Annotated in this window: 21 protein-coding genes; 8 read left to right on the forward strand and 13 right to left on the reverse strand. The window is 67.6% G+C overall.

The window, feature by feature from the left end:
• Positions 1-119 precede the first annotated feature (119 nt).
• On the forward strand, positions 120-3,059 hold the full coding sequence (locus BJ988_RS28350; protein WP_179661138.1) for a vitamin B12-dependent ribonucleotide reductase: 2,940 nt from the start codon (positions 120-122) through the stop codon (positions 3,057-3,059).
• Positions 3,060-3,164: 105 nt separating this feature from the next.
• Here the strand turns inward: BJ988_RS28350 and BJ988_RS28355 are convergent, their stop codons facing one another.
• Entirely contained in the window at positions 3,165-3,683 is a 519-nt protein-coding gene (locus tag BJ988_RS28355; RefSeq protein ID WP_343051820.1) for a hypothetical protein, read from the reverse strand.
• Positions 3,684-3,866: 183 nt separating this feature from the next.
• On the opposite strand from BJ988_RS28355, the gene BJ988_RS28360 reads away from it, so the two are divergent.
• The 5 genes from BJ988_RS28360 to BJ988_RS28380 all read left to right on the forward strand — a co-directional run bounded on the left by BJ988_RS28360 (position 3,867) and on the right by BJ988_RS28380 (position 10,295).
• On the forward strand, positions 3,867-5,024 hold the full coding sequence (locus BJ988_RS28360) for a hypothetical protein (protein WP_179661139.1): 1,158 nt from the start codon (positions 3,867-3,869) through the stop codon (positions 5,022-5,024).
• 73 nt (positions 5,025-5,097) lie between these two features.
• Positions 5,098-7,107: an MDR family MFS transporter gene (locus BJ988_RS28365; protein WP_179661140.1), complete on the forward strand. Its 2,010-nt coding sequence runs from the start codon at positions 5,098-5,100 to the stop codon at positions 7,105-7,107.
• Between the two features lie 149 nt (positions 7,108-7,256).
• Positions 7,257-7,628, forward strand: a complete 372-nt coding sequence (locus BJ988_RS28370) for a hypothetical protein (RefSeq protein WP_179661141.1) — start codon at positions 7,257-7,259, stop codon at positions 7,626-7,628.
• Positions 7,628-9,394, forward strand: a complete 1,767-nt coding sequence (locus BJ988_RS28375) for a M91 family zinc metallopeptidase (protein ID WP_179661142.1) — start codon at positions 7,628-7,630, stop codon at positions 9,392-9,394. Before BJ988_RS28370 ends, BJ988_RS28375 begins: the two co-directional genes overlap by 1 nt.
• A gap of 19 nt (positions 9,395-9,413) precedes the next feature.
• On the forward strand, positions 9,414-10,295 hold the full coding sequence (locus BJ988_RS28380) for a hypothetical protein (RefSeq protein WP_179661143.1): 882 nt from the start codon (positions 9,414-9,416) through the stop codon (positions 10,293-10,295).
• On the opposite strand, the gene BJ988_RS28385 is transcribed toward BJ988_RS28380, so the two are convergent.
• The 6 genes from BJ988_RS28385 to BJ988_RS28410 all read right to left on the reverse strand — a co-directional run bounded on the left by BJ988_RS28385 (position 10,216) and on the right by BJ988_RS28410 (position 16,654).
• Entirely contained in the window at positions 10,216-10,995 is a 780-nt protein-coding gene (locus BJ988_RS28385; RefSeq protein ID WP_179661144.1) for an anti-sigma factor, read from the reverse strand. The two genes, BJ988_RS28380 and BJ988_RS28385, sit on opposite strands and share 80 nt — an antisense overlap.
• Positions 10,992-11,591 carry an ECF RNA polymerase sigma factor SigK gene (sigK, locus tag BJ988_RS28390; protein ID WP_179661145.1) on the reverse strand — a complete coding sequence of 200 codons (600 nt, stop codon included), beginning with the start codon at positions 11,589-11,591 and terminating at the stop codon, positions 10,992-10,994. Before sigK ends, BJ988_RS28385 begins: the two co-directional genes overlap by 4 nt.
• A 37-nt stretch (positions 11,592-11,628) precedes the next feature.
• Positions 11,629-12,276 (reverse strand): fasciclin domain-containing protein, encoded by a 648-nt coding sequence (locus BJ988_RS28395; RefSeq protein ID WP_179661146.1) that lies wholly within the window; start codon positions 12,274-12,276, stop codon positions 11,629-11,631.
• Positions 12,277-12,373: 97 nt separating this feature from the next.
• The gene (locus BJ988_RS28400; RefSeq protein ID WP_179661147.1) at positions 12,374-13,948 is read right to left on the reverse strand and encodes a molybdopterin-dependent oxidoreductase; all 1,575 of its coding nucleotides are present in this window, start codon (positions 13,946-13,948) and stop codon (positions 12,374-12,376) included.
• Positions 13,949-14,035: 87 nt separating this feature from the next.
• A complete protein-coding gene (locus BJ988_RS28405; protein WP_179661148.1) occupies positions 14,036-15,793 on the reverse strand; it encodes a DUF429 domain-containing protein in 1,758 nt (585 codons plus the stop codon).
• A 174-nt stretch (positions 15,794-15,967) separates the two neighbouring features.
• On the reverse strand, positions 15,968-16,654 hold the full coding sequence (locus BJ988_RS28410) for a class I SAM-dependent methyltransferase (RefSeq protein ID WP_179661149.1): 687 nt from the start codon (positions 16,652-16,654) through the stop codon (positions 15,968-15,970).
• Positions 16,655-16,749: 95 nt separating this feature from the next.
• Between BJ988_RS28410 and BJ988_RS28415 the strand changes: the two genes are divergently transcribed.
• Positions 16,750-17,628, forward strand: a complete 879-nt coding sequence (locus BJ988_RS28415) for a helix-turn-helix transcriptional regulator (protein WP_343051821.1) — start codon at positions 16,750-16,752, stop codon at positions 17,626-17,628.
• Between the two features lie 41 nt (positions 17,629-17,669).
• Here the strand turns inward: BJ988_RS28415 and BJ988_RS28420 are convergent, their stop codons facing one another.
• The 4 genes from BJ988_RS28420 to BJ988_RS28435 all read right to left on the reverse strand — a co-directional run bounded on the left by BJ988_RS28420 (position 17,670) and on the right by BJ988_RS28435 (position 20,319).
• Positions 17,670-18,065: a hypothetical protein gene (locus BJ988_RS28420; RefSeq protein ID WP_179661151.1), complete on the reverse strand. Its 396-nt coding sequence runs from the start codon at positions 18,063-18,065 to the stop codon at positions 17,670-17,672.
• Between the two features lie 64 nt (positions 18,066-18,129).
• Positions 18,130-18,612 carry a TrmO family methyltransferase domain-containing protein gene (locus BJ988_RS28425; RefSeq protein ID WP_218861167.1) on the reverse strand — a complete coding sequence of 161 codons (483 nt, stop codon included), beginning with the start codon at positions 18,610-18,612 and terminating at the stop codon, positions 18,130-18,132.
• Positions 18,613-18,652: 40 nt separating this feature from the next.
• Positions 18,653-19,441, reverse strand: coding sequence for an inositol monophosphatase family protein (locus BJ988_RS28430; protein WP_179661152.1), 789 nt, complete (start codon positions 19,439-19,441; stop codon positions 18,653-18,655).
• Positions 19,441-20,319: a DUF5919 domain-containing protein gene (locus tag BJ988_RS28435; RefSeq protein WP_179661153.1), complete on the reverse strand. Its 879-nt coding sequence runs from the start codon at positions 20,317-20,319 to the stop codon at positions 19,441-19,443. Before BJ988_RS28435 ends, BJ988_RS28430 begins: the two co-directional genes overlap by 1 nt.
• Positions 20,320-20,507: 188 nt before the next feature.
• Between BJ988_RS28435 and BJ988_RS28440 the strand changes: the two genes are divergently transcribed.
• Positions 20,508-21,182, forward strand: coding sequence for a TetR/AcrR family transcriptional regulator (locus tag BJ988_RS28440; protein WP_343051822.1), 675 nt, complete (start codon positions 20,508-20,510; stop codon positions 21,180-21,182).
• 127 nt (positions 21,183-21,309) lie between these two features.
• Here the strand turns inward: BJ988_RS28440 and BJ988_RS28445 are convergent, their stop codons facing one another.
• Both BJ988_RS28445 and BJ988_RS28450 read right to left on the reverse strand, forming a co-directional pair.
• Complete coding sequence (locus BJ988_RS28445) at positions 21,310-22,404, reverse strand: PIN domain-containing protein (protein ID WP_179661154.1); 1,095 nt, start codon at positions 22,402-22,404, stop codon at positions 21,310-21,312.
• A 96-nt stretch (positions 22,405-22,500) separates the two neighbouring features.
• A complete protein-coding gene (locus tag BJ988_RS28450; protein ID WP_179661155.1) occupies positions 22,501-22,917 on the reverse strand; it encodes a DNA mismatch endonuclease Vsr in 417 nt (138 codons plus the stop codon).
• Between the last annotated feature and the right edge of the window lie 120 nt (positions 22,918-23,037).

Consider the following 23,037-nt stretch of genomic DNA (forward strand, 5'->3'; position numbering starts at 1 on the left):
GGCCATCCAGCACGACCCAGAACAAGAAGTACGAAGCCCGAACGGGCGCAACAGGAGACTCCACCATCAGCACCGACCAGCAGCACAGCACAGCGATCGATGACAACAGGGGGAACGAAATGATAGACACGGCAGCAGAGGCACAGGCGTCGACGAAGGCGGGCGCAGGGCTGAAGATCGAGCGGATCTTCAGCACCGAGGGCGTCCACCCGTACGACGAGATCACCTGGGAGCGACGCGACGTCGTCCAGAAGAACTGGAAGACCGGCGCGACCGTCTTCGAGCAGACCGGCGTGGAGTTCCCCGACTTCTGGTCGATCAATGCCTCGACGATCGTGACGACCAAGTACTTCCGCGGAGCGCTCGGCACCGAGAAGCGCGAGCAGAGCCTGAAGCAGCTGATCGACCGGGTCGTGAACACCTACGTCGCCTCCGGCAAGGAGAACGACTACTTCGCCACGGACGCCGACGCCGACCTCTTCGGTCGCGAGCTCACCTGGCTGCTGGTCAACCAGCACTTCGCGTTCAACTCGCCGGTCTGGTTCAACGTCGGCACCGAGTCCCCCCAGCAGGTCTCTGCCTGCTTCATCCTCTCGGTCGACGACTCCATGGACTCGATCCTGAACTGGTACAAGGAAGAGGGCCTGATCTTCAAGGGCGGCTCCGGTGCCGGTCTCAACCTCTCCCGCATCCGCTCCTCCAAGGAGCTGCTGAAGTCCTCCGGCGGCACCGCCTCCGGCCCGGTCTCCTTCATGCGTGGCGCCGACGCGTCCGCGGGCACCATCAAGTCCGGCGGCGCCACCCGCCGTGCGGCGAAGATGGTCGTGCTCGACGTCGACCACCCCGACATCGAGGAGTTCGTCGAGACCAAGGCGCGCGAGGAGGACAAGATCCGCGCGCTGCGCGACGCCGGCTTCGACATGGACCTGGGCGGCAAGGACATCTCGTCCGTGCAGTACCAGAACGCCAACAACTCCGTGCGCGTCTCCGACGAGTTCATGCGCGCCGTCGAGGAGGGCAAGAAGTTCGGCCTCCGTGCCCGCACCACCGGTGAGGTCATCGAGGAGATCGACGCCCGCGAGCTGTTCCGCAAGATCTCGATCGCCGCGTGGGAGTGTGCCGACCCGGGTCTGCAGTACGACGACACCATCAACGACTGGCACACCAACCCGGAGACGGGCCGGATCACCGGCTCCAACCCGTGCTCGGAGTACATGTCGCTGGACAACTCCTCCTGCAACCTGGCGTCGCTGAACCTGCTGAAGTTCCTCAAGGACGACGACACCTTCGACGCCGTGCGTTTCGAGCAGGCCTGCGAGGTCGTCTTCACCGCGATGGACATCTCCATCTGCTTCGCCGACTTCCCGACCGAGGCGATCGGCCAGACCACCCGCGACTACCGCCAGCTCGGCATCGGGTACGCCAACCTCGGCGCGCTGCTGATGGCGATGGGTCTCGGCTACGACTCCGAGGGTGGCCGCACCATGGCTGCCGCCATCACCTCGCTGATGACCGGCGCCGGCTACAAGCGCTCGGCCGAGCTGGCCGGTGTCGTCGGTCCGTACGCCGGCTACGCCCGCAACGCGGAGGCTCACCTGCGGGTCATGCGCAAGCACCAGGCCGCCAACGACGCGGTCCGCTCGATCAACCCGGTCGACCGCAACATCATCGACGCGGCGACCAAGGTGTGGGCCGACGTCATCGAGATCGGCCGGGTCAACGGCTTCCGCAACGCCCAGGCCTCGCTGCTCGCGCCGACCGGCACCATCGGCTTCATGATGGACTGCGACACCACCGGCATCGAGCCCGACTTCTCGCTGGTCAAGTTCAAGAAGCTCGTCGGTGGCGGCTCGATGCAGATCGTCAACCAGGTGATCCCGCGGGCGCTGAAGAAGATGGGCTACCAGCCCGAGCAGATCGAGGCGATCGTCGACTACATCGCCGAGCACGGCCACGTCATCGACGCGCCGGGCCTACGCCAGGAGCACTACGAGGTCTTCGACACCGCGATGGGCAAGCGCGCGCTGAAGCCGATGGGCCACGTACGCATGATGGCCGCGACGCAGCCGTTCCTCTCCGGGGCGATCTCCAAGACCGTCAACCTGCCCGAGACCGCTACGGTCGAGGAGATCGAGCAGGTCTACATGGAGTCGTGGAAGCTGGGCCTGAAGGCCACCGCGATCTACCGCGACAACTGCAAGGTCGGCCAGCCGCTGGCCGACGGCAAGTCGGAGGGCGCCAAGAAGGACCAGGGTCTCTCCACCGCTGCGGAGGCCGCGGAGGCAGTGGCCGCCGAGGTCGAGCCCGAGGTCATCGAGAAGATCATCGAGAAGATCGTCTACGCGCCGACCCGCAAGCGTCTGCCGAAGTCGCGCGTCTCGCGCACCACCTCCTTCACGGTCGGTGGCGCCGAGGGCTACATGACCTCCGGTGCCCACGCCGACGGCGAGCTCGGTGAGGTCTTCCTCAAGCTCGGCAAGCAGGGCTCGACCCTGGCCGGTGTCATGGACGCCTTCTCCATCGCGGTGTCCGTCGGCCTCCAGTACGGTGTGCCGCTGGAGACCTACGTCTCCAAGTTCACCAACCTGAAGTTCGAGCCCGCCGGTCTGACCGACGACCCGGACGTACGCATGGCGCAGTCCCTCATGGACTATGTCTTCCGCCGGCTGGCGCTGGACTACATGTCCTTCGAGGACCGCTCGGCTCTCGGCATCTACTCCGCCGACGAGCGTCAGCGCTACCTCGAGACCGGCTCCTACGAGCCGCTCGGCAACGGCGGCACCACCGCCGCCGAGCTCGTCCAGAAGCCTGCTCGGGAGCGCAAGGCTGCCCCGGAGGCGAAGTCCGAGGTCGTCGACGCCGACATCAAGGAGGAGGCCCCCGTCGAGGAGGCCCCGAAGGGTGAGGTCAAGACCGCACACACCACCGCCGAGCTGCTCGAGTCGATCAGCGGCATGGCCATCGACAGCCCGCTCTGCTTCACCTGCGGCACCAAGATGCGCCCCGCCGGCTCCTGCTACGTCTGCGAGGGCTGCGGCTCGACCTCCGGTTGCAGCTGAGCCTGAGTGAGTCCGGTCCCGCACCCGAGTTTCTGGGTGCGGGACCGGCTGGTTTTCGGCGACGTGGGAGTTCCGGTGTCACTGGGTGACCTCAGGACTCCCACGTCACATCCAGCTTTCCAAGCTGCACTCGTCTCCGCAGCTTCTCGGGGCCTCCTTCCAGCCGCGTTGGCGCAGCAGCTGGGAGACTCTGGCGGCGGTGCGGCACTGAGTGTCGAACACCTGGGGCCAGCGGACGCGGGCGGTCAGCCTGCCGCCGAGTGCCAGGTCGTCGAGGTCGCGGTCGATGGCTACGTGGATGGGGCCGGCGGCGTCCTCGGTGCGGCTCGGCTCGAGGACCGATGGGCCACACAGCGCGGCGGGCTCGGCGTAGAGCACCGCTGCCCAGGCCCGCTGCCGCCAGGTGGGCGGACCGGTGTGGGTGACGTAGACGCCGCGGTGCACCAGCTGCATGTCGCGGCGCCGGATCGCCCGGCGGATGTCGTTCGGCGTGTAGCCGCCCCAGGTGAGCTGAGCGCGGCTGGCTACGCCGTCCTGCAGTTCCAGCTCACGCGCAGCCCAGGCTCGTCGCGCTGCCAGGTCGCGCGCGGCGAGCTCAGGGTCGGCTTCGATCTGACCCGTCACCTGCTCCTCCCTTCGAGGTCAATCTAGGGGCGACCTCCGACAGTCTTCTTCTCGCTGGTTTCCGGCCGGAAAATCGCTGGTCAGCGGGCCGATTACCATCCACAGGCCAGCTTCGGGATCGAGTTGTCCACAGGGCCGGTGATGCGGGTGGCGGGGTGTACGGATCGGGGGTCTGCTGGTCCCATGCCGAAACGAAAGAAGCACGAGAGATCGCCACGACCACGCAACCGGTTCGGGGATCCGCGACGGCGGTCGTTCGCCGAGAAGGTCGTCGACAGTCCCTACTGGCCGGCGATGTTCGCGGTCAACGAAGCCGAGGCTCGCGGCGACGTCAAGGCTGCCCTGGGGATCATCCAGCGGACTACCGGCCAGCTCGACAAGGAGCAGTTCTGGCATCCGTCACGCCTCGAGCGGCTGGACCAGATGTGGCTGCTCGGGGCGCTCGTCCCCAGATGGGCCCACTCGCGATGGCTCCTCGCGCAGGCGCTGCAGGGGACGCATCCGCGCAACAAGTGGCGGATGGCGAAGGCGATCAACCGCGCACTGGACGTCCGTGGCGGGCCCCATCCCGACCGCGACCGAGAGGACGACCGGATCCAGATCTTGGATCGCGACTGGGTCTACCGACAGACCTTCCTCTACGACCTCGGCGGGCTCGAGGCGTTCCTGCGTCACGACGCCTCCGGCGATCTCATCGCAGGCACCGATCGGATCTGGGAGTGGGTGCGGGCGCCGATGCGTGGCGTACGTCTGCTGGGACGGGAGCCGCGACATCTCCTCTGGGAGGATCCGGCGACCGGAGAGCGGCTGACCACGATCAACATCGGCGCCGGGCTCCTCGTCGACGACGGCGAGTGCGTGATCGGCCGGATCGTGCCGATCGATGGTGGCTCGATGTTCGAGACGGCGCCGCTGCGCGTGCCCGAGGAGGTGGCGTACGCCGTCGCGGACGAGCCGGAGCGGTGGATCGACGCGCTGCGGGACGTGAGTGGGCGGCCCGATCGCGAGCCGGGGGAGATCTGGACCCACCGCGGGCTGCGCGACTACGCGTTGCTCACCGACATTCCTTACGGGCTGGTCGACCTCGCCATGGACGCCGGCCTGCACGCGTTCCGGCACCCCGACGAGGAGGCCGACGATCTCGATGAGCTGTTCGATCATCCATCCGACTATCCGGCGTGCCTGGCCGCGTGGCTGGTGCGTCCGGCGACGATCCGCGCGCTCCGCGGGGGCGTGCCGCTGGAGGGTCTTGCCGCGCTCGGCGGATTCGCCGAGTTCGTCCACGAGCCGGCCACGAGCCTCATCCGCGACCTGGCCGACCATCACCAGGAGGCCGCCTGACATTCCGCGAAGGTCTCTCGCTCGAAGCTGGGGTTTGGCTTAGTTTGGTTCCAGTCGAGACGTGGGGGTCGCAATGGCAGCACCGAAGATGGCGTCGGACACCGAGCCTCAGCTGAGCCGTCGGCGGATCAACCTCATCTTCGGGACCGTGCTCCTCGGCATGCTGCTCGCGGCGCTCGACCAGACGATCGTGTCGACCGCGCTGCCGACGATCGTGGCCGATGTCGGAGGTGCCGGCCACCTGTCGTGGGTGGTGTCGTCCTACCTCCTGGCGGAGACGGTTGCGACCGTGCTCGCCGGCAAGTTCGGCGACCTCTTCGGCCGCAAGCTGCTGCTGCAGGTCTCCGCCGGGCTCTTCATCCTCGCTTCGGCCGCGTGCGGGTTCGCGACCGACATGGCCTGGCTGATCGGTGCGCGAGCCGTGCAGGGCGTCGGCGCCGGCGGTCTGATCGTGACCGCGACGGCGCTGATCGGCGACATCATCCCGCTGCGGGAACGCGGGAAGTATCAGGGTGCGCTCGGTGCCGTCTTCGGCGCCACGACCGTCCTCGGTCCGCTCCTCGGTGGGCTCTTCACCGACCATCTCTCCTGGCGCTGGGCGTTCTACATCAACCTCCCGCTGGGGATCGCCGTGATCGCGATCGCCAGCCTCACGCTGCCGCAGATCGCCCGCGGAAAGCGCCCCTCTATCGACTACCTCGGCATCCTCTTCGTGGGCCTCGGCGCCTCGATGCTGACCCTGGCGGTGAGCTGGGGTGGGACGGAGTACGCCTGGGGATCGGCGACCATCATCGGCCTGTTCGTCGGCTCCGCCGTCTCCTTCGCGATCTTCATATGGGTCGAGTCGCGGGCGGTCTCTCCGATCCTGCCGTTGCGCCTGTTCCAGGACCGGGTGTTCACGGTGAGCGTCGCGCTCTCGTTCATCGTCGGCTTCGCGATGCTCGGCGCGATGACCTACCTCCCGACCTACATGCAGTACGTCCACGGCGTCTCCGCGACGTCGTCGGGGATCCGCACCCTCCCGATGGTCATCGGCCTGCTGGTGACCTCGACCCTGGCGGGGACGATCGTGGGCCGGACCGGCCGCTACAAGATGTTCCCGGTCGCAGGGACGCTGATCATGGCGCTGGGGCTCTATCTGCTCTCGACCATGGACGCCGACACCAGCACCTTGATGATGTCGCTGTACCTGCTGGTCATGGGCATGGGTGTCGGCCTGAGCATGCAGATCCTGACGATCATCGTGCAGAACACCGCGGCCTACGAGGATCTCGGCGTGGCCACCTCGGGAGTCACCTTCTTCCGGACGATGGGCAGCTCGTTCGGGGCCTCGATCATGGGCACCGTCTACGCCAACCAGCTAGCCGACCGGCTGCCGTCCGCGGTCGTCTCGGCCGGGGTGCCCGCCGATGCTGCCGCGACGCCCGCCGCGCTCCATGCGCTGGCCGAGGCCCAGAGCGCCCCCATCATCGACGCCTACGCGGAGACGCTGCATCTGGTCTTCCTCGCCGCGGTGCCGGTCGCAGGGCTGGCGTTCCTGCTCGCGCTCTTCCTCAAGGAGGTGCCGCTGCGCGGCACCTCACGGGCCGCTGCCACCGACGCGGGCGACGCGTTCGCCATGCCCAGCTCGTCGGACAGCGCGATGCGGCTCGACGTCGCCGTCGCCCAGCTGGTCCGCCGTCAGCCGCCGGAGACCTTCACGATGCTGAGGGAGTCGGCGGTCGATCTCGGCGCGTCGACGGCGTGGTGCGTACGCCAGGTCGGGATCCGGGAGTGGGTCGGAGGCGACACCTCGCTGGTCGCGATCGGCCACCGCCTCGGGATGCCGGGCGAGGTGCTGGCGCCTGCCTTCGCCTCCGCCGCGGCGGAGGGCTACCTCTACGGCGACGCGTCGGCGTACGCGCTGACGGAGCCAGGCAAGGAGGAGCTCGCGAAGCTGGTCGCGGCGTTCAAGCAGTGGCTTGCCACCGAGCTGTCCGACTGGGGTGCCGACGACGCCAAGCTCGATGAGGCTCTCGTAACGCTCTCGCGCCAGATCGTCGAAGGTGAGAACGACCTACGAGTTCCGGCAACGACCGCCTGACCGCCGGTCTCAAACCTCCAGCATCAGCGGCGCCACTGAGTTCGCTACGTGGAGCCGGTAAGTAAAACTTCGGTCAGATCTGTTTGAGAACGGCTGTTTCGGGGAAGGACTAACCAGGGATCACTTCTGGCTGAAACTGGGGGCACCGCATGACCGTCAGCATTCCCGAGTCACTTACGACTCTCGCCGATGACCTGCGCACGGCAGCCGACACCGCACGAGACGGATTCACCGACAACGTCGCGGAGTTGGACATCCCGGGCACCGCGGCCGGCAACTCGTCCGGCGGCCCCGGCCTGATCACCGCCCACGCCAGCGCCAGCGACGCCGCGAGCAGCGCCGTCGGCCGACTGGCCAGCGTGCTCGAGCAGGACATGGACGACATCTACGCCTGCGCGTTCCTGTTCGCGACCACTGACGAGGACGCCGCAGAGAGGATGCGGTCGGAGACCCCGCGCATCGGAGGCATCTTCCCCTACAACCCGACCATCGACTGGTCCGTCTACGAGGGTGGCCGCTGATGAGCAGCCTGTGGGATCTGGATGAGGACGCCGGTCAGTTGGACCGCGCCTCGAGCCGCTGGGCTTCGCTCGGCACCGCTCTCACTGGTTCGAGCGAAGCCGTCGACACCGGATCGCGTCGGGTTCGTGCAGCCGACTGGGAGGGGAAGACCGCTGACTCCTACGACCAGCACCGCAAGAAGCTCATGACCGATCTGGACGCTGCCGCCGCGTTGGCCGACCAGATCGCGAGCGTGCTCTCTCGTTCCGCGGGTTCTGTACGTATCGCCCAAGGTCGCCTCGACCAGTCCTGGGCAACGGTGGTCGGCGTTCCGCAGTCCCGGGGCATCGGCGGTGAGGTGATCTTTCAGCCGTCGTCGCCGGAGGAGGCCAAACAGGTCGACGACGCGATCAGCGCTGCGAACGACATCCGCAGGGGCCTCGACTCCGAGCTCGCCACCGACCGCGACGCTCTCGACGCGGCCACCACCAAGTGGCAGGAGATCGCTCGGGTGTGGCAGGCAGTGGCGGAGGGCACCGTCGACGCATTCGACCTGCCAGCGGGGGCGCAGGGGACCGGCATCATCACCTCCGGTGACCAGACCGTGATCAGCACGGGCGACGGCGATGACGAGGTCACCGTCTTCATCGACCCCAACACCGGCGAGCAGATCGTCGTCGTGAAGAACAGCAGCGGCGAGACCGTCTATCGCGTGCCGGCGGGCCAAGAGCTGATCGTGCGAGGAGGCGGCGGCAACGACCGCATCGGGGTGCCGAAGGGGGTCGACCTGGATGTGACCCTCATCGGCGGCGAAGGCAACGACGCGGTGCACGGTGGCGACGGAGACGACAGCGTCTACGGTCTCGACGGCCACGACTACGTGGACGCCGGCGCCGGCTCCGACCGGGTCAGCGGAGGGGCGGACCGCGACTACGTCGACGGTCAGTCCGGCGACGACCGACTCTACGGTGGTGAAGGCAACGACTCGATCTACGGTCTCGACGGCAACGATGTCGTCTCCGGTGAGAACGGAAACGATTTCCTCGAGGGCGGGGCGGGCAACGACCGGATCATCGGGGGATCTGGTGGTGACACCCTCTCCGGGGGCTCTGGCGACGACCGGATCGCCGGTGGTGGCGATGACGACGTGGCGTACGCCGGCACCGGCTCGGACAAGATCGCCGGCGGTTCGGGCGACGACACCGCCTACGCCGAGAGCGGTGACACCGGCACCGGCACGGAGAAGACGGTGAAGGTCCAGATCGATGAGATCCCCGAGTTCATCAAGATCGAGGGAAGCCCGGAGTTCCAGGCCCGGGTGCGCGCCGATCTGGAGCTGCTGGCAGCGTCCCCGCGCGGGCAGCAGATGCTGGCGGACTTCCAGAGGACGTACGACGACTCCGGATTCCTGGGCTTCAACAAGCAGGGCCTGACGATCGCGGAGTACGCCGACAACAGCAACAGCACCGCCGAGCCCAGCGGCGAGCGGATCAACTACTCACCCCGAATCGACTGGATCGAGGAGGGGCCGCCGGTGGTGGTGCTGTTCCACGAGATGGCGCATGCGTACGACTTCCGCCATGACCAGTTCGACCGCACGCCGTATTCCGGAGACGACACGGCCAACCACGGCGTCGATCAGGGCGAGCGGGTGGCCGTCGGTCTGCCGATCGACCACGACGACGACCCCAGCACCCCGGAGCGGATCGACCCTGACCACTCCTACGATCTGACCGAGAACGGACTTCGTGAGGAGATGGGTGCGCCCAACCGGCCGCACTACTGAGACGATGAGGAAACTCCTGATGGGTTCGGTGATCGCAGCCCTGCTCGCTGCGTTGAGCGGGTGCGGTGGCTCAGCTGTGCCGGGGTTCGAGGACGGCGGCGAGCCGCCGGACCCGAGCTCGCCGGCGACTGCGCCCGAGGTCGACTTCTCGGCGAACATCGAGGTCGAGGCGACGTCGGTGTCGGTGACCTACACGGTGACCAACAACGAATCGTCCGAAATCTTCGTCGCCGACCGTACGTTGGTGCCGTCGGGGGCAGGGACCAAGCTGTCGACCGCCCCGTATGTCACGGCCGAGAGCGGTGAGGACGGTCCTGTGCTGGTGCTCTCCCATCGCGTGTTCCCCTGGCCGCCAGACGTCAACCTGGCTGTCGCGCCGACTGGTGGCGGTCAGCTGTTGGCTCCGGGCAAGACGTTGACGGTCGAGACCAGCGTCGATCTCCCGGCGACCCGCAACCAACCCTTCGGCGACGATCTCGGGCACGGGAAGATCACGCTGCCCAAGGAGCCGGTGGCGGTACGTTTCTGCCTGAGTGTGGTCGCCTCGCCGATCCCGCCCGCGCTGAGGCTCGAAGGGACCGACGCGGGTCTGACCTTCGCTCACGGCAACGCCGGTCACGATGCGCAGCATCTGTTCTGCAGCGCGAGCAAGTCGTTGGTCACTCCAACCAGTAGTCGGCCGTGGCAACCAAGGATCAGGTCGTCACGGTCTCGGTCTCACCGACGCCCCCGCTTCGGTGAGACCACGACCGACGAACGCAGACCGCCGGCAAGCCGGCGGTCTGCTGAGACCCGTACGCCTGGGCGTCCTGACGTGGAGGTCAGGTCGCCTGAGCGAAGTCGAAGAGCGCGATCGGGGCCGAGGTCGGCTCCTTCGAGCCTCCGTCCGGCTCGACCGTGATCCCGGCGGCGCTCGCGTCCGCGGCGTCACCCTCGAGGACGATCGTCTGGTCGCTGTCGTCGGGCATCAGACCGGCGGGAACCATGACGTCGTCGTGCTGGAGCCAGAGCTCGTAGACCTTGCCGTCGGGCGCGGCCGGCATGTCGGAGGTGACCAGCACCGCCTTGCCCTCCGAGACCGAGCGTACGATCCGGGCGCTGGCGCCGCGGGGCAGGTCGACGGAGACGGTCTTGGCGTCTTCGGCGCTCAGTACCCGCTCGGCTGTCGAGACGGTCTGGGTCGAGTCGTCGCGAGTCAGCTCGAGCACTCCGACCGTGCCGGTGCCGACGATCGCCAGCACCGCCGCAGCAGCCGCGAGCAGCCGCCACCCTCGACGACGAGGACCGGCTGACCCCGAGGGGCTGGAGGGAACGGAGCTGTCGGCGTGAAGCGCAGCGCCGATACCCTCGATGCTGGTCGGCGTCTCGGGCGGAAGCGGGCGGATCTCCTTGATGCCGGCGAGCAGACGATCGCGCATCTCCGGCGGCGGAGCGACGTCGGTGAGCACGCCGAGCAGGCCGGCGCTCTCCTGCAGGCTGGTCACCTCGGCGCGGCAGTCCGCGCAGACGGCGAGATGCTGCTCGAAACGGGCGCGTTCGATGTCGTCGAGGGCGTCCACGGCGTACGCGCCGGAGAGAGCGTGAATGTCTTGCGCTGTCATTGGTTCACTCCCATCGCGTCGCGAAGACGAATCAGCCCGTCCCGGATACGGGTCTTTGCGGTGCCGACCGGTAGGTCGAGCATGGCGGCTACCTCAGTGTGGGTGTAGCCGCCGAAGTACGCGAGCTGTAAAGCCTCGCGCTGAGCTGCTGTCAATGTCTCGAGTGCTGCATGGACCCGGCGAGCCTCCAGCGAGCTCTCCGCCGCCTCGGCAGTGGTGTCGTGCGGCGGAGAATGCGTGGTGCCGTGGTAGGCCGTGTCGTTGCGGCCGGCGGACTCCGCCGACCTGACCCGGTCCACCGCACGACGATGAGCCAGCGTCAGCAGCCACGAATGGGCACTGCCGAGGTTCTCGTCGTAGCGGCTGGCTTGGCGCCACACCTGAAGGAAAGCCTCCTGGGTGACCTCTTCGGCCTGGGCCCGGTCACGCACGACTCTGAGGACGAGCCCGTGCACTCGTGCGGCGGTCTGGTCGTAGAGGGCCGCGAAGGCGGCTTCGTCGCCTCGAGCGATGCGACGCAGGAGCCCCGCAAGCCCGGGCGACCCGGTTCCCTCCGGCGACGAGTCGCCGGAGGGAACTGAGCTGAGCGGTCTCATGTGTCGATCCTCGCGGATATCCGGTTGGATGTCTTGATCAGGGCATCAGTACGGTGTCGACGACGTACACCGTGGCGTTGGCGGTCGGGATGTTGCCGCAGAGAACCTTGGCGTTCTCCTTGCCGACGGTGAACTCCTCGTCCGCGCCTTCGACGGTGATCATGTCGCCGGCCAGGGTCTCGTGCTCGCCCGCGACCTCGTCGGGGCTGAGCTGGCCCGCCACGACGTGGTGGGTGAGGACCTTGGTCAGCAGGGCCTTGTCAGCGAGCACGGCGTCCAGGTCGGCCTTCGGGATCTTCGCGAAGGCGTCGTCGGTCGGGGCGAAGACGGTGAGCGCGTCCGCACCGTTGAGGGTGTCGACCAGCTCGGCCTCGCCGACGGCCGTCACGAGGGTCTTGAGGAGCGGGTTGGCGCTCGCGGCCGAGGCGACGGGTGCGGTCGCCATGCCGTTGAACGAGCCCTCGCCGTCGGCGGGGATCAGCTTGCAGCCCTCGCCGAAGGTCTGCGCGCCGGCCTCGGCAGCCTCGGTCTCCTCAGGCATGGACTCGGACGAGTCGGAGCTGCCGGAGCCGCTCTTGGAGTCGGAGCCGCTGTCGTCGGAGCCACAGGCCGAAAGGCCGAGGCCCAGCACGAGGGCCAGGGAAGCGGCGACGCCGCCGGTGCGCGTGATGGTGTTGAGCTTCATGAGAAAGCCTTTCAAGGGATGTTCTCTTGCTGTCATGAGTGCTTCGGCGTGGTCGCCCAAGCGGATTTCCCCAAGTTGATTTTCTTTCTTGGAGTTTTCAGCCGACAGTGACGACGATGTCCTGGATGCCGCTGGAACCATCGGGGAACGGAGTGGCCCGGTCCGTGCTCTGCAGGGTGCCGTCGCGGTCGGTGACACGCACGGCCAGCTGATGGCTGCCCGGCTCGGCCACCCAGGGCAGATACCACTGACGCCAGTAGTCGATCCCGGCGTCCGGACCGAGCTCGGCCTGCTGCCAGCGTCCGCCGTCGACGCGCACCTCGACCTTCGCGACCCCGTGCTGCTGCGCCCACGCGACACCACCGATCACGGTGCGTCCCTCGGGGATGTTGCTCAGCGGCCGAGGCGTGTCGATCCGGCTGGACAGCTTGATCGGGGCATCGGTCGCCCAGTCGCGGTCGGTCCAGTAGGCGGTCGCCGCGTCGTACCTGGTCAGGGTCAGCTTGGTGACCCATTTCGTGGCACCGACGTACCCATAGAGGCCGGGTACGACCAGGCGGGCCGGGAAGCCATGGGTGCGCGAGAGGACCTCGCCGTTCATGCCGATGGCGATCATCGCGTTGCGCCCGTCCAGGGCGGCCTCGAGCGGGGTGCTGATCGTGAAGCCCTCGACGTCGGTCGAGAGGATCTGGTCGGCCCGATCGCCGACGCCGGCCTCGTCGAGCAGGTCCTTGAGGGGTACGCCGGTCCAGCGGGCGGCGCCGACCAGCTTGCCGCCGACCTCGTTGGAGACGCAGGTCAGGGTGATGTCGTGCTCGACGTTCTCCCGCTCCCGCAGATCGTCGTAGCTGAAGGTGAGCTCCCGCTCGACGTCTCCGTCGATGGTGAGCGTCCAGCTGTCCTGGTCGACGATCGGGACGGCCAGCTTGGTGTCGACCCGGTAGAAGTCCCGGTTGGGGGTGCGGAACGAGGAGATCCCGTCGTACTTCTCCTCCAGGCCGGTCGGCAGCGCCGGCAAGGCCTTGCCGACCCGGGGCAGCTTGAGGTTCGCGATCGCGGCGCGACTGCGCACGACCAGCTCCCCGCCGACCGCAGCCGCGGCGGAGAGGAGCGTCAGGGCGCCGAACCCGACCAGGACGTTGCGGCGGCTGGACAGCCGCTCGGTGTCGGCGTCCGACGGGTGCACGGTCGGCTGCTCGGGCGTGTTCTGAGAGGCGGGCTCTGGGGTCTCGTTGGCGTTCAGTGCGCGGGTCAGGAACACCAGCACGGCGGGCCCGAGGACGAGCGCCACGAGGGTGGGGATCAGGTAGCTGATCTTGAAGAGCGGCTGCAGGACCACCGCGGCCGCGGGGAGCAGGACCAGGCCGGCGAGGAGCACGGCGCCGAGTCGCAGGCGTCTTCGGGCGACGACGCCGATCGCGGCGGCGAAGGCGATCGTGCCCAGCAGCACGCTGCCGATCAGGATCGGCTTGTCGGCATAGCCGAGCTCGCGTACCGCCCACTCCTTGACGGGTGTGGGGGTCGCGTTGATGACCGCGGTGCCGACCGCGAGCGCTGGAGAGGACGCCGGGGTGAGCAGCGCCGCCGTGAGGTGTGCGACGGACATGCCGACCACCCCGGCGAGCACGCCGGCGGCGGCATGGGCGATGGTTCGGCGATTCAGTCGTCTCATGGCGGGGGTTCGTGCCCGAGCCCCGATCGGATTTGATTGTCTCCCGGTGTCGCGTCATCGACGTGCCGCGCGAGCGCGGAAAACGGCTCAGTCGGTGTCGCGCATCTTGGCGAGCCTGGCCCGCAGACCGGGCTTCCGGTGCGCATTGGCAAGCAGCTCGACGTAGGTGTCGCCGTAGACCCAGAGCAGCGCGTCGTCGAGCCGCCGCACCGCTCCCGGCGGATAGCGGTAGTCCATCCGCGCCATGAGGGTCTCCTCGTCGACCGAGCGCAACGCCTCGCCCAGCTCGGTCAGCGAGGCGATGCCGAGCTCGAGGATGACGCCGGAGATCCACCCGTAGTGGTCGGTTCGCGACCAGCCGGCGTCGGCGTACTGGCCCGCCAGGAACGCGGCCAGCTCGCGGGGGCTGATCCGCGGGTCGTCGTCGGGAGCCTCGGTCCTGGCGGCGGTCACGCCTTCGCGGAGCCGGTCCCTGATCGTGGAGAACTCACGGTCGGCGAGCTCGAGCAGACCGGCGGCGAGGGTGAACCGTCGGTCGAAGTCGGGCACGTGCTCGCTGGGGATGGTGCCCTTGTAGCGGATGTCGTGCTCGAACTCGGCCCACGCGTGCTGCAGCACGGTGCGGATCTGGATCTGCGCCTGGCGGCCACGCAACAGCTCGTACGCTGCCTGCCCCTCGCGCGCGGGGTCGAGACTGACCAGCAGGTGGCGGCTGGCGTAGCCGAACCGGCCCTCGCTCGCGGTCTCCTCGCCCATGTCACGGTCGTCGTGGACGACCACCTGGTCGTCGAGGAGGTCGGCGACGGCCTGGACGTCGCTGTGGACGTAGGTGATCACCCGCAGCCCGATCTGGTCGGTGATCTGGCGGAGCGGGTCGGCGAAGACCTGCCGGCCGTCGACGGTGCGAGCCGCCTTGGCCGCGAACGACGCGACCGACTTCGCGCGGGAGGTCACGGTGAGGTAGTTGATGCCCGCGTCGTCGAGGATCGAGGTCACCAGCAGTACGTACTGCTCGGCTGCCTCTTGCAGGGTGGGCTGCATCGCGGCGTACTCACGGACCGCGGCCGCGGTGTCGTGGATCGTCGCGCCGGCCTTTCCGCGGGGTGTCGGGCGGAGGTCGTCGGGCAGCGTCGGGGTGACGATGTAGCCAGTGGCGAAGTCTCCGTACGTCGTCGTGCGGTCGGGCGCGCGGGTCGCGAACAGGGCGATGTAGGCGCACAGCACCGCGTCGACCTGGTCCTCGACCACGCGCAGCTCGCTCTTGCGTACGGCGCTCTCGGCGGCCGTGCGCAGGGCGTGCCACGACGGGTTGTCGAGCAGCAGCGGCGGGTCGGCGCTCGTGAGGCCCTCGAGCAGCCCGAGCAACATGAGCAGTTCGGCGCGGAGCTGGTCGACGTCACGACCTGACTTGTGCTTGTACTTCAGCGTCCGGCCCAGGCGGAAGAGGGCCACCGTCGCGGGATGGGGGTAGACCTCGATCGCTCGGCGTCGCCGGTTGGACCGGGGGTTCATGTCGAGGCCGAGCCGAGCCGCGATCCGGGCGCCGCGCGGCTGCTCGCGGAACTCCGGCTTGCTGGTGTTGGAGGGGTGCGCGCCGGCGTCGAAGCGGGCGAAGTCCTTGTTGAGCGCGGCCTCGGCCGGACGGTTTCCGCTCGGGTTGGTGACGATCAGCGGGGCATCGATCGCGACGAGACAGTCGTTGTCGACGTAGGGCTCCAGGGCGGCGACGATCTCGTCGTCGGTCTTGACGGCAGCGACGTGCACGAGGCGGCCCTCCTCGTCCAGGACGGCCAGGCCGGTGGGCCTGCGCACGCCCCAGGCGAGGTCGACTCCGAGGAAGTACATGGGCCCAGACTGCCCTGTCGGCGACGATTTGTGGCAACTCCACGCGGTCGGGTGAGCTTCGCTGGTCGAGCCGGATTCGTGAGGAACGAACGAATCCGTGTCGAGACCAACACAGTCCCTTGGCCGCTCGATAGGACCGTGTTGGTGTCGACACCGATCGCGAGCGCTCGCGGCTCAACCAGCGGCGCGAGTCGCCTGCACGATCGTGATCGGGCCGAACCGGTGGTCGATGTGGTCGACCTCGTGGGCGTCGGCGAACCCGGCCTCGATCAGGAGGTCGACGATCCCCGCCACCGGTGGTCGAGCCTGTCGAGACCTCCCGTGCCGGTGGCCGTGCTCGTGCTCGTGACCCGGCCCATGATCCGGCGCCCCGAAGTCGACGATGGTCACGCGCCCGCCGGGCTTGAGAATCCGATGCGCCTCGCGTCCGAACCCTTGACGCCCGGCGTCGTCGACGTGGTGCAGCGCGAGCGAGGAGACGATGTGGTCGACGCTGCCGTCCTCGGGGAGCAGCCGGTCGGCGTACCCCTGCACCAGCGAGAGACGTACGCCCCGCCGACTCGCCTTCCGAGCGGCCATCCGCAGCGCGCTCGCGTCGGGATCGTGCCCGGTGACGACGGCATCCGGAACGGCGCGCAGCACGGTGAAGGCGAGGTTGCCGGTGCCGCAGCCGACGTCTAGCACCGTTTGTCCGGACGAGATGCCGGCGAGCTCGACCGTCCGCTCGTGGAGCGGGCGCACGCGGGCGAACCGGGTGAAGAGGTCGTAGAGGGGGAGGAGCCAGGTGCGGCCCATGCCGGGGAGGAAGGGACGGTCCTGTTCGCCCTCGGCGCGGCCGTCGATGATCTGTATGGTGGTCATGTCCCTACCATGGGACATTCTGCGGATCATAGGTGGGAGGGAAGTCGGTAGCCATGGGACGTTCTTCGGATTCAGCTCTGCCTCGGGTGCGTTCTGTGCGTGCGGTGCGGGCTGACGGCACCCCGATCTACCGCTGGGAGCAGAGCCCCGGCGTGCCTGCCGTCCGGGTCGTACCCTTCGACCCCGACTGCGACAGCCAGCACCTGCCTCCCGGCAACCGGCACGCCCACGACTTCTGGATCCTGGCCTACGTCGAGCGCGGTGGAGGCACCGTCGACCTCGACGGCGAGCAGGTGGCGCTGCACGACGGCGAGGTCCACGCGGTGGCTCCCGGCGAGGTCGTGGCCGCCGAGTCGCTCGCCGAGCTCACCCACGCGCGGGCCTGGTCGGTGGCCTTCACCCCCGACGCCATCCCCTCCCTCGCCTCCATCTCCCCGCTCACCTGGGCCCACCATCCGCTGCTGGCCCTCTTCGCCGCCGACGGCCGCCGCGCCGTGGTCCCCGAAGCCGAACGCCCGCGCTGGCACGCCTGGCTCACCGACCTCACCGAAGAGCTGCGCGACCCCGGCCGCCTCGGCGCCCACGACGCCATCACCGCGAGCCTCACCAACCTCCTCGTCGCCTCCGCCCGCCTGGCCCCGAGTGCCCCCATCGCCCCGGACCCACTGGTCACCCGCGTCTTCGACGAGATCGAGCGGACGTACGCCACCAAGGTCTCCGCCGGCGACCTGGCCCGCACCCTGGGCTACACCCCCGGCCACCTCACCACCGTCATCCGCCAACGCACCGGCCGTACGCTCCTCGACTGGCTCACCGAGCGCCGCCTCACCGAAGCCCGCCGCCTCCTCCGCGAAACCGACCTCCCGCTCTCGGTCATCTCCACCCGCACCGGCCTCACCGACCCCGGCTACCTCGTACGCCGCTTCAAGGCCCGCTACGGCACCACTCCCGACCGCTGGCGCCGGGAAGCGTGACTTCCGGTGGTCGAGCTTGTCGAGACCACCCGCGAAATGACCTAAGAGCCGTCCTCGTTCGCCGCGGCCGCCCGCACTTCCTCGTAAGTGGGAACCGTCAGTCCGGGAACGATCGAGGCCACTTCCAGAGAGCTGCGGATCGTGTTCTCGGCGTTCTCCACCGTCGACGGGGGAAACTTGGCGAGGACATCGGGGTGCTCCGCGACTCGGTAAACGACTCGTTGTAGCAACACCAGATCGCTCACCAGATCTTCGGCGCGCTTGCGGGCATCGACGTCGGATCCGGCACCGGGACCGGCGCCCGCACCTACGTCCGACCCCCGCGCCTGGCGATAGGCACCCAGGGCTACGACATGTTCCCCGACCTGTAGATAGGCATCGGCGAGATCTTGAACAGCCTCCGCGATGCGCGCTTCCCGAATCTCGTCGTCAGACACGCGTCAAACCCTAGACCGCTGTACGTCCCCAGGACCTCGCCTCCTCGGATCAGATATTGCGTCGCTAGGCCTCAGCCGACGGAGCGAAGTATTCGCCGAGCATCTCGGTGACCCAGGCCGGCTGGTGAGCTTCGCCCCGCGGGCCGAACTCGGCGAACCACGGCTTGACGTCGAGGACGGGGGTGCCGGCCACGGCATCGAGGTCTTCGACGTGGAGATCGAGTTCGTCGACCTTGATCAGCTTGCAGCGGGAGATGCCGAGCCAGTTGCGGCGGCGCATGTTGCGGTGGCCGATGTTGCCCACCTCAGGCCAGGCCGGATTGTCGCGGGCGCGACGCAGGCCGAGGTTGAGGTCGCTCTGGTCGGTGAGGTGAAAGAAGAAGACCACTTCGAGGTGGGAGAACTCCTCCAGACCCTGGGTCGATTCGACCGGGTACAGGTCGGGATCGAGGCGAATGATCGCCTGGGTGCCGCCCCAGTAGTCGTCGGTGGGTTCGGTCCGGCCGCCGACGACCTGGGCGATCGGGGTCATGGCGATAGGTTCCACGGATGCTCCTTGGCGGCGGGGTTCGGGTCAGGCTGCGTAGTCAGAAGCGGTCGTCTTGGCTCAACGCGTCGAGTATCTGGTCACCGACCCCTGGCGCTGCCGCGATCGTGGCGGTCGAGGTCAGGTCGTGGTCGTGGCCGTCGAGGTCAGTGACTCGTGCGCCGGCCTCGCGGGCGATGAGTACGCCTGCGGCGGTGTCCCAGGGTTTGTTGGAGAGCATCACCGAGGCGTCGAGCTTGCCGGCGGCGACCCAGGCGAGATCGATGGCGGCACTGCCGAGCATGCGAACTCGTTGGGCGCGTGCAGCGAGGACGGCCGTGATGCGAAGGCGGGTCTCGTTACGAGCCGTAGCCTCCGGACCGGTGGCGTAATCGCCCATCGCGATCATGGCCGATCGAAGCTGGGTACAGGCGCTCGCCCTGATGGGGTCTCCGCCTCGAGTTGCGCCTTGTCCGCGCACAGCGGCATACCGAACGCCTTCGGCTTCGACCGCGATGAGGCCGATGACCGGTTCGCCGTGGTCGAGGAGGGCGAGGCTGACCGCGGTCAGTGGGACACCGTGAGTGAAGTTGGCGGTGCCATCGATCGGGTCGAGAACCCAGGCGAGCCCGTCTGTGCTGCCGCCGGTCTCCTCGCCTAGGAACCCAGCCTGCGGGGTAGCGCGATGAAGACTGTCGCGCATGGTTCGTTCGATGGCCAGGTCGGTTTCGGTCACAGGGTCGCGGTCACCCTTGAACGCGACGGCGTGATCCCGATTAGCCCGCAGGATCCCGTCGGCCAGGTCGACTGCTTCGTGCGCGGCGGTGAGGTACTTGTCCAGGTCAGACATCACGCGGTGACCTCGCTTCCTCGTGCCCAGATGTCGTCGAAGATCTGGCGGTAGGTGGAGTAGAGCGACGGCGCGCCGATCAGGTGCTGCATCACAAAGGTCGGGCTGTCGAGCCCGCGGCCGCGAGGCAGGTAGGGCTGCACGATCCCCAGGTTGCCGTCGATGAGCATCACCTGGAAGCGGATGGTCTCGTCATAGAGCCGGACTTGGACGCGATCTGCGGCGTCGGACGACAGGCTTGCTCGGTGCTTGGCGATGACCTGGAGGTTCACCCGAGTCCACTCCGAGAGGTGTCCCTCGGCATGGCCCTCCTCGGTGTTGCGGACCCGGATCGCCTCACCGTCGGGATCCAGGAACAACAGACGTACGCGGGCACGACCGAGCAGGTCGGCAAGGTCGCCGTCGGAGTACTGCTGACACAGCAGGTTGTGGGAGAGCCCCAGCCCGTCGACTTCTGTGGCTGCGTCGAAGAGGCGACTTGTGGAGAACTCACGAAGGAACGCAGGCCGGTTCTGGAAGACATGGGTAACTCCAGCCAGGTCTCCCACGGTCGCCGGTGTCGGGCGGTCGCTGCGTTCGCGCACCAGCGGCATCCCCGGTTCCCAGGTGTGGGTGAGCTCGGCGACCTCCCAGCCCGGGAACATGCTGGCCAAAACCCTGCGATGGCCGGGGTGGGGACGAGTGCCGAGGTCACCGTTGAGCCAGCGGTAGAACGTCGCGCGGCTGGGAGCCTTCATCTCCGGAGAGGCGGTCCGAGCGTGGCGGTTGTAGTCACGTACGAAGACCGCGTACTGCGCGCTATGAGTCCGCTCCAGCAGCGCCTTGAGCACCGTCGTCGGCTGAGCATCCTGCGTGGGGCGAGCTGCCTTCGTGGGCATGACGAGACTCCATGAGACCAGAACCGGACCAATATGAGACAAGGTGAGACTAGCACGAGACAAAGTCGCGCTTAGCGTGAAGACATGACCAATGGCCACGATGTTCTGGGCGACCCGCGATGAGGGCAGCCGAGGGGGCAAGCATCCAGCGCGGAGAGATGGTCGCTCGCCGAGTAGGACGCCCTCGTGTGCTGCGTCAGGCCGCGGGCGGGCGATTGTCGCGGATGGAGCCGCGTGAGGAGATTCTTGACATCGCAGCGGGCCTGTTCGTGGACCGGGGGTTCGCCGCGACCTCGACCAGAGACATCGCGGAGGCGGTGGGGATCCGGCAAGCGTCGCTCTACTTCCACTTCGCCAACAAAGAAGAGATCTTGGGCGAGCTGCTCCAGCGATCAATCCGGCCCACGCTCGACAGGATCGAGAAAATCGAGAGCCTGGCTGCTGAGGCCGGCGCGGGTCCGGACGTGCTGCTACACGTGTTGGTCGTGCTGGACGTGCGTACCCTCGCCGCGGCGCCGCGCAACGCAGGCGTGCTGAGCCGCCTTCCGGAGGTGCAGCGCAAGGATGTCTTCGAACCGTTCGGCTCCGCGCGTAACGAGCTCCGAGATGCGTACGCGCGGCTCGGAACGCAGATCACCGCCGGCCATGCAGCAGCGATGACTCCCGACCGCGACCTCCTAGGCACGCTGCTGCTCCAGTTGGTTGAGGTCGTCATTGGCATGCGCTCTCACGGTCACCGGATCACGCCGGCCGTAGAGGCGATTGTCGCCGCGTCATGTCTCCGGGTCTGTTTGGCTGACCAAGCGCGTATCGATGAGGCGGCTGACCGAGCGTCGGACCTGATTGGGTCTTTGGAGGCCTGATCCCAAGAAATGGTTGCTCGCCCATGACCAAGGTGGGTCGGCGGCCGCAAGCAGGTCCGTGAGACGCTGGGCGGAATGGAGCGTGCGAGCGAGCAGGGTGTTGAAAAGCCAGTGGTTCTCGTTACGGTCAGCGCGGTGCGGGTGTCGCTTCGAATAGACGCGGCTGTCCCGGATCCCATTCTGGTCGGTACAGGGCAGCACCTGGGCCGATTCCATCGGTACGTCTCCACCCAAGAACATCGATATCATGCGACGCCTCACCGCCGAAGAGGACAGCGACTCGCTGCACCATAGGCAACTCTCCGCTGATTACCACTTGGCCAAGAGTGTCGACGACATCGTTGGTGGCCCAGTGCTCCTCTCGGGCGTCGAGGGCCTCGAACTTGGCGATCACCTCGACTATGAAGTCGAGGTCGTACGTTGCGACGTAAACACCATCAGGGCCCATGGCCCCTGCCACCCTTTTCATCGTTCCGCCCCATTGGGCTGCCTCGATGACGACGTCGTACGGAGACCGTTCAAATCCGAGGTCTACCACCTGTGGCACAGGCTCGTCCCACGGAGTTGTCGCCATCAAGCTCTCCGCGATCTCGGCCTCCTGAGCGCTTTCGACCGCTGTCGACATGTTTCCTCCGGCCCAGGGGAGGGTGCTCAAGAGCCACGGTCCAAGACTGGGAGTGAGTGTGACGGTGCCGCTAAACGTCTTGACCTCCTCGGTGAGCACCTCGGCAAGCCCGCCCTCAGGGCTAGCGAAGATGGCGTCCTCACTCACCAGAACGACATCACAGCCTTCTTGCGCAAGCTCCCTCACGTCGGCCCAGATCAACGAGTCGCGATAACCCCGGCCCTTGTTGTCGAAAGGAGGGGTTCGCGACACGGCACGCTTGACGAGGTCCTCGTGTGTGACCTCTGGCCACTCCAACACCGTGAATCCGAGTCTTGTGTCGAACCGCTTCAGTAGGTGCGCGCGATACTGGTCGGGCGTCATCGGCCCGACGATCTCGATACCGAGTCGACCCTTGTCTCGGTCGGAGATCTCGGGTCGGGTTAGGGCCTCCTGTACGGTCCTGGCGTAGTTAGCAACCGTCTCCTCAAGGACGACCGCTGGTATGTAGACCTTCACCCACGTGGGATCCTCGGCGTGCTCAAGCAGCCGATATCGAAGCCCGAGGCACATGAAGTCCTTCGCCAACTCATTCGCGTCGAGCACCAGTGACTTCACCGGCCAGACGCTACTGCGTCCTAGGCCGGACTGCAGGGAATTGGTACCGCAGGACCCGAACGAGGCCCGCGGAGTTTGTACAACGAGTCCTGAGGATCATCCTCGCTCCGACACGGTCGTCGCGATCGTCTCAGCAATATCGTCGGGAGATTCGTGCTCCCAGAATCTCAGGACCGTCCAGCCACGCTGGGTGAGCACCATCGTCGTTTCCCCGTCGCGTGCCATGTTGTGCTGGATCTTGCGTTCCCAGAACTCGCGGTTCGCCCGGGGCATGGTGAAGTGGGTTGGGCACCCGTGCCAGAAGCATCCGTCGATGAATACCGCGACCTTGATCCTCGTGAACACGATGTCGGCCGTGCGTCGGAGATCGCCTTCCGGGCGTGCATTGACGCGGTACCTCAGACCGTTGGCGTGGATGAGCCGCCGCACCGCCATCTCGGGCTTGGTGTCACGCCCGCGGTTGCCCTGCATGGTCCGGCGTGCAGCCTCACTGGATGCCCAGGATCGGTCCACGAGCGTAACGCTACGACGTGACTGACACTCGGGACGAAAGGGGACGCAAAAGACCCACAACCCCAATTTTCGGGATGCGCGCGTCCTTATCGTCGTAGGCTGGCCAGACGTGACCGAGAG

The sequence above is a fragment of the Nocardioides panzhihuensis genome (assembly GCF_013408335.1).
GTDB lineage: Bacteria > Actinomycetota > Actinomycetes > Propionibacteriales > Nocardioidaceae > Nocardioides > Nocardioides panzhihuensis.

What these genes read in the sequence shown, in the direction of transcription:
- BJ988_RS28400 (WP_179661147.1), bottom strand. Translation starts at nt 13,948, where the DNA reads ATGAGACGACTGAATCGCCGAACCATCGCCCATGCCGCCGCCGGCGTG.
- BJ988_RS28365 (WP_179661140.1), top strand. Translation starts at nt 5,098, where the DNA reads ATGGCAGCACCGAAGATGGCGTCGGACACCGAGCCTCAGCTGAGCCGT.
- BJ988_RS28405 (WP_179661148.1), bottom strand. Translation starts at nt 15,793, where the DNA reads ATGTACTTCCTCGGAGTCGACCTCGCCTGGGGCGTGCGCAGGCCCACC.
- BJ988_RS28350 (WP_179661138.1), top strand. Translation starts at nt 120, where the DNA reads ATGATAGACACGGCAGCAGAGGCACAGGCGTCGACGAAGGCGGGCGCA.
- BJ988_RS28370 (WP_179661141.1), top strand. Translation starts at nt 7,257, where the DNA reads ATGACCGTCAGCATTCCCGAGTCACTTACGACTCTCGCCGATGACCTG.
- BJ988_RS28380 (WP_179661143.1), top strand. Translation starts at nt 9,414, where the DNA reads ATGGGTTCGGTGATCGCAGCCCTGCTCGCTGCGTTGAGCGGGTGCGGT.
- sigK (WP_179661145.1), bottom strand. Translation starts at nt 11,591, where the DNA reads ATGAGACCGCTCAGCTCAGTTCCCTCCGGCGACTCGTCGCCGGAGGGA.
- BJ988_RS28435 (WP_179661153.1), bottom strand. Translation starts at nt 20,319, where the DNA reads ATGCCCACGAAGGCAGCTCGCCCCACGCAGGATGCTCAGCCGACGACG.
- BJ988_RS28375 (WP_179661142.1), top strand. Translation starts at nt 7,628, where the DNA reads ATGAGCAGCCTGTGGGATCTGGATGAGGACGCCGGTCAGTTGGACCGC.
- BJ988_RS28430 (WP_179661152.1), bottom strand. Translation starts at nt 19,441, where the DNA reads ATGTCTGACCTGGACAAGTACCTCACCGCCGCGCACGAAGCAGTCGAC.
- BJ988_RS28385 (WP_179661144.1), bottom strand. Translation starts at nt 10,995, where the DNA reads ATGACAGCGCAAGACATTCACGCTCTCTCCGGCGCGTACGCCGTGGAC.
- BJ988_RS28360 (WP_179661139.1), top strand. Translation starts at nt 3,867, where the DNA reads ATGCCGAAACGAAAGAAGCACGAGAGATCGCCACGACCACGCAACCGG.
- BJ988_RS28395 (WP_179661146.1), bottom strand. Translation starts at nt 12,276, where the DNA reads ATGAAGCTCAACACCATCACGCGCACCGGCGGCGTCGCCGCTTCCCTG.
- BJ988_RS28410 (WP_179661149.1), bottom strand. Translation starts at nt 16,654, where the DNA reads ATGACCACCATACAGATCATCGACGGCCGCGCCGAGGGCGAACAGGAC.